General features: G+C 41.0%; 4 protein-coding genes and 2 pseudogenes. 5 read left to right on the forward strand and 1 reads right to left on the reverse strand.

Annotated elements, in window-relative coordinates:
* The first annotated feature begins 224 nt into the window (after positions 1-224).
* The 5 genes and pseudogenes from cobW (at position 225) to HWQ44_RS28150 (ending at position 3,906) form a co-directional block, all read left to right on the forward strand.
* On the forward strand, positions 225-1,283 hold the full coding sequence (gene cobW, locus HWQ44_RS28130; RefSeq protein WP_292725276.1) for a cobalamin biosynthesis protein CobW: 1,059 nt from the start codon (positions 225-227) through the stop codon (positions 1,281-1,283).
* Positions 1,267-1,731 (forward strand): hypothetical protein, encoded by a 465-nt coding sequence (locus tag HWQ44_RS28135; protein ID WP_292725277.1) that lies wholly within the window; start codon positions 1,267-1,269, stop codon positions 1,729-1,731. Before cobW ends, HWQ44_RS28135 begins: the two co-directional genes overlap by 17 nt.
* Positions 1,732-1,749: 18 nt before the next feature.
* Complete coding sequence (locus HWQ44_RS28140) at positions 1,750-2,610, forward strand: methyltransferase domain-containing protein (protein WP_292725278.1); 861 nt, start codon at positions 1,750-1,752, stop codon at positions 2,608-2,610.
* Between the two features lie 188 nt (positions 2,611-2,798).
* Positions 2,799-3,233: pseudogene (locus tag HWQ44_RS28145) on the forward strand (serine hydrolase); the annotation flags it as partial.
* A gap of 187 nt (positions 3,234-3,420) precedes the next feature.
* Positions 3,421-3,906, forward strand: a complete 486-nt coding sequence (locus HWQ44_RS28150) for a response regulator (RefSeq protein WP_292725279.1) — start codon at positions 3,421-3,423, stop codon at positions 3,904-3,906.
* Between the two features lie 79 nt (positions 3,907-3,985).
* Here the strand turns inward: HWQ44_RS28150 and HWQ44_RS28155 are convergent.
* Positions 3,986-4,269, reverse strand: a pseudogene (locus HWQ44_RS28155) (hypothetical protein); the annotation flags it as partial.

Genomic DNA, 4,269 nt, shown 5'->3' on the forward strand with positions numbered 1-4,269 from the left:
CTGACAGCTTATTCCAAATTAAATTTGTACAACTTATTTTTACATGATGCCTAACGCTGCGCTATCCTCCTGTCGTACAGAAAACATTGCTGAATTCTGACTCCTGACTCCTGAATTCTGTTTGATAAATATTTGGATTTTAACGCTGGCAACATTGCATGATATCTGCGGTTAAAACTTCTTTCTTGCGATCGCAAAATTAATCAACAAACGACACACTTTATATGCAAAAAATTCCCGTCACAGTAATTACAGGATTTCTAGGTGCAGGCAAAACGACGTTAATTCGCCATTTACTGCAAAACAATGAGGGACGACGCATTGCTGTTTTGGTGAATGAATTTGGAGAAATCGGAATTGATGGCGAACTTTTGCGTGATTGCCAAGTTTGTGACGATGAAGAAGACTCCAACAGTAATATTGTTGAACTCACTAACGGTTGTCTGTGCTGTACGGTGCAAGAGGAATTTCTCCCAGCGATGCAAGAATTGCTGAAGCGACGCGCCAGCCTTGACTGTATGTTGATTGAAACCTCTGGACTAGCACTCCCAAAACCATTGGTGCAAGCATTTCGCTGGCCGGAGATTCGCACAGGGGCGACAGTAGACAGCGTAATCACTGTGGTGGACTGTGAAGCCTTAGCAACTAATCAATATGTAGGCGATTTAGCAGCCCTCTTAGCACAGCGACAAGCTGACTCTAGTCTAGAACACGAAACACCGATTGAGGAACTGTTTGAAGATCAGCTGGCTTGTGCTGATCTAGTATTGCTGACTAAGAGCGATCGCGTTGATTTCCCAACGCAAGTTAGGGTGCAGGAGTGGCTGAAACAGAACTTATCACCTGGTGTAAAAGTCATTCCTTGCCAGGATGGTAAAATAAGTGGCGATCTGTTACTCGGTTTCAATGCTGCGGTAGAAGACAACTTAGATAGTCGTCCCAGTCACCACGACACCGAAGCCGAACACGAACATGATGAAGGGATTAATGCAGTGCAACTAGTATTAAACCAAGCATTTGAGCCGTCTATCCTAGTCAAACGCTTGCAAACATTGGTGCAGCAGCAAGAAATTTATCGAATTAAGGGATTTGTAGCAGTTCCCAACAAAGCCATGCGTCTGGTATTACAGGGGGTTGGTAATCGATTTGACTACTTTTATGATCGGACTTGGCAACCCCAGGAACCCCGTCAAACACGATTAGTGTTGATTGGACGAGAGCTTGAGCAGGTTCGCATTGAATCAATTGTGTTAGCGGAGGAAGTCAATGCGACCATCCAATAGTGTTTGGCAAGGAAATTTCGGTTACTGGCAAAACAGCTTTATTCATAATAATCTGCTGGTAATTGGTTACACAGGATGGAAAGGATTTCAGTCATTTGGGCGGGGGGTTGTTATTTGTGATGTGGATACTAAAGTTACTCACCCTACAAATACAAGTGTTGATACAGTTCCCTTCACCCTGCAATTTCTCCCTTCTGATTTGATTGGGTTTTACTTGCGTTCGTTTCAAGATAGCGGAGCTATATCGCAATCAATCTGCTCATCTATGATTTCATCAATTTTACCTGCGATCGCAACATACAATCCCCATCAAGATATTCTTCTGGTGCTAAAGGCGGAACCTCAATTTGAGGTTAATTTTTTACACCAACTAAAAATTACTCCACCCGATTGCTACGAACAAGTTTGCAAGCGTTGGTCAGAATTTAAACCAAGCTTAATGCCCTAATACTTACTTTATTCCTCAATGCTCAAGCCAAAATCAAGCAATATTCCGAAACCTACTCGCTACCAAAATGCAGCGATAGACTATTACATGGGACTCACAAACTCCTCCTATCTCCATTACGGGTACTGGGAGCCATTACCTACTCAAGGTGAAGAATTAACTCTAACTCGCCTGCGTGTCGCGCAGGAAAGCTATGCAGCCAAACTTTTGAGTTTTATCCCAGAAAGTATAAAAACTGTGCTTGACGTAGGCTGTGGTATTGGAGGTAACGCAGCATATTTGTGCGATCGCGGTTTCATTGTTGAGGGATTAGCACCGGATGCACTCCAGCAAGAGAGGTTTATTAAAAATACCAATGGCCAAGTACCTTTCTACTTAACGAGATTTGAAGATTTTCACACCTCAAACTCCTACGACCTGATCTTATTTAGCGAAAGCAGCCAATATATTGCTGCTCTCGATTTAGCTCAAGGTGCGGCTCGTTTACTGGATAGTGGTGGCTACCTGCTGCTTGCAGACATGATGCGTTCTGATGATGAATACCAAAAAGGCATTTTTTCTAATTGTCATGTCGCCAGCGAACTCCAAGCGGCGTTAGAACAGGCTGGATTTAAGTTAATCAAAACTGAAGACATCTCCACTCAAGTTGCACCAACGATTGACTTGTGTGTTGACAACTTCCGTACTTTTGGGCTGACTACAGTTAAATATATTGCTGATGTTGTGGCGATCGCACTCCCACCATTATACTCACTCGGTCATTGGGCATTTAAGCGCTGGCTGGAAAAGTTGGTTGTCGAGGGATTAGCAGCACGCGCAATTTTTGAGAGCCATTTATGTTATGAAATCCAACTTTGGCAGTTATCAAAAGGAGTTTAATCAAGATGACCCCAGAAATAAACATCCAAGATTGGCAACAAGCTTTTATCACCACCCAAACACCAATTCCCATTACTCCTAATCTCCAGCAAAAACGCCAAGTTCTCTTATTTCAAAGTAAAGCGCCTTTACAAGATATTGCAACTATTAATAAACTGAGTCCACCAGATATACTCACTAAACCAATCAATGCTTCTATGTTTGCTGGGGTAGTTCCTTTAGGCGAGGAAATACTACAACTAAAATCTCAAATTAATGCATTGATGGCTCGTTACAGTTTCCTCAAGCCGGGTATGTTTTTCGTGGATTTAGAGACGGGTAACTATTTGGATATTAGTGGCGACAAAGTGTTTCCCGCCGCGAGTACGATTAAGTTCCCAATTCTGATTGCTTTATTTGAGAGAATAGACGCTGGCACAGTCAAACTAAATGACACCCTGGTAATGCGGCGGGACTTGGTTGCAAGTGGCTCTGGAGACTTGCAGTATCATGGCAAACGTTACTTAGCAGGAATTTTTGTGAGAAGACCTTATAATGATACCAGAGGTAGGGATTTTGTTCGTCAAGTTTCTCGGTTGGTATACACATACTTAGACCAACCAAAACTAACTCAGTTACCTTAAGGAATGTCGATTAAACGAAATGCAAAACTTCTGTTTTGTAGCATTCACAAAAATACGTTAGGAACGTAAGACACCTGGCGGAATTAAATCTACAATGTCCGCAAAGTCCCCTGTATTGAAAATTAGGGGATTTCTTTTGTAGTGCAAGTATAATTCTATATCCGGTAACTAGGGCGACAATTATATCGTGCCAGATAATTTTGAGGCCACGCGTCCTGAAAAAGATAGAAGAGACTTAGATATTTTTCAAGGATTGACGATTCTGGTGGTGGACGATAGCACAGATATCCTTTTTTTAATTACCTATATTTTTGAAAGTTATGGAATCCAGGTAATAACGGCATCCAATGCTTTGGAAGCATTTGAGATTATTAAACAATATCAAGTGGATCTTTTAATTATCGACATTGATATGCCATTTGAGAACAGATATTCGCTAATACAGAAAGTCCGTTCACTGACATCTCCACTAACAAGAGAAATTCCAGCGATCGCTTTTACCGGTAGTTCTAAAGATAAGGTGGATAAAAAGGCTCTTGCATCTGGATTTCAAAGTTATATGCAAAAGCCTTCAGACTTAGAACAGTTCATAACAGAAGTAGCAAAACTGCTTCAGATATTCTGCAAAAAGATGGCGATCGCATCTATTCTCTGGAAACAAGTAATTAACTAACAATACAAAAGGCAGTTAGCAGACTACAGATTATTCTGATTATATGAGTGCAACTATAGCAGTTATGCTTACAAATGATTTAAAAATTCGATATTTTTAAACTTAGTTTTCGCTTATACAGTAGTAAAGTTATACCACCCGTGACTAACATGGCAGGTATTGAATCTGATTCAGGAATTGATGTAATTTGACCTGAACCACTTATTGTGTTGCTAAACTGACCAAAATCATTCACTCGACGACCGGTAGTAACTAAAAAGTATTTTTGTCCTGTAAGGAGTTCTTGGTTGAAAGTAACAGTACTACCATTAGGGGAGCATGTCAACTTTGCTAGAACACATGAACTATTGAATAGTGGCAGAA

Origin of the sequence: Nostoc sp. JL34 (genome assembly GCF_017114945.1) — a bacterium.
Taxonomy (GTDB): Bacteria; Cyanobacteriota; Cyanobacteriia; order Cyanobacteriales; family Nostocaceae; genus Nostoc.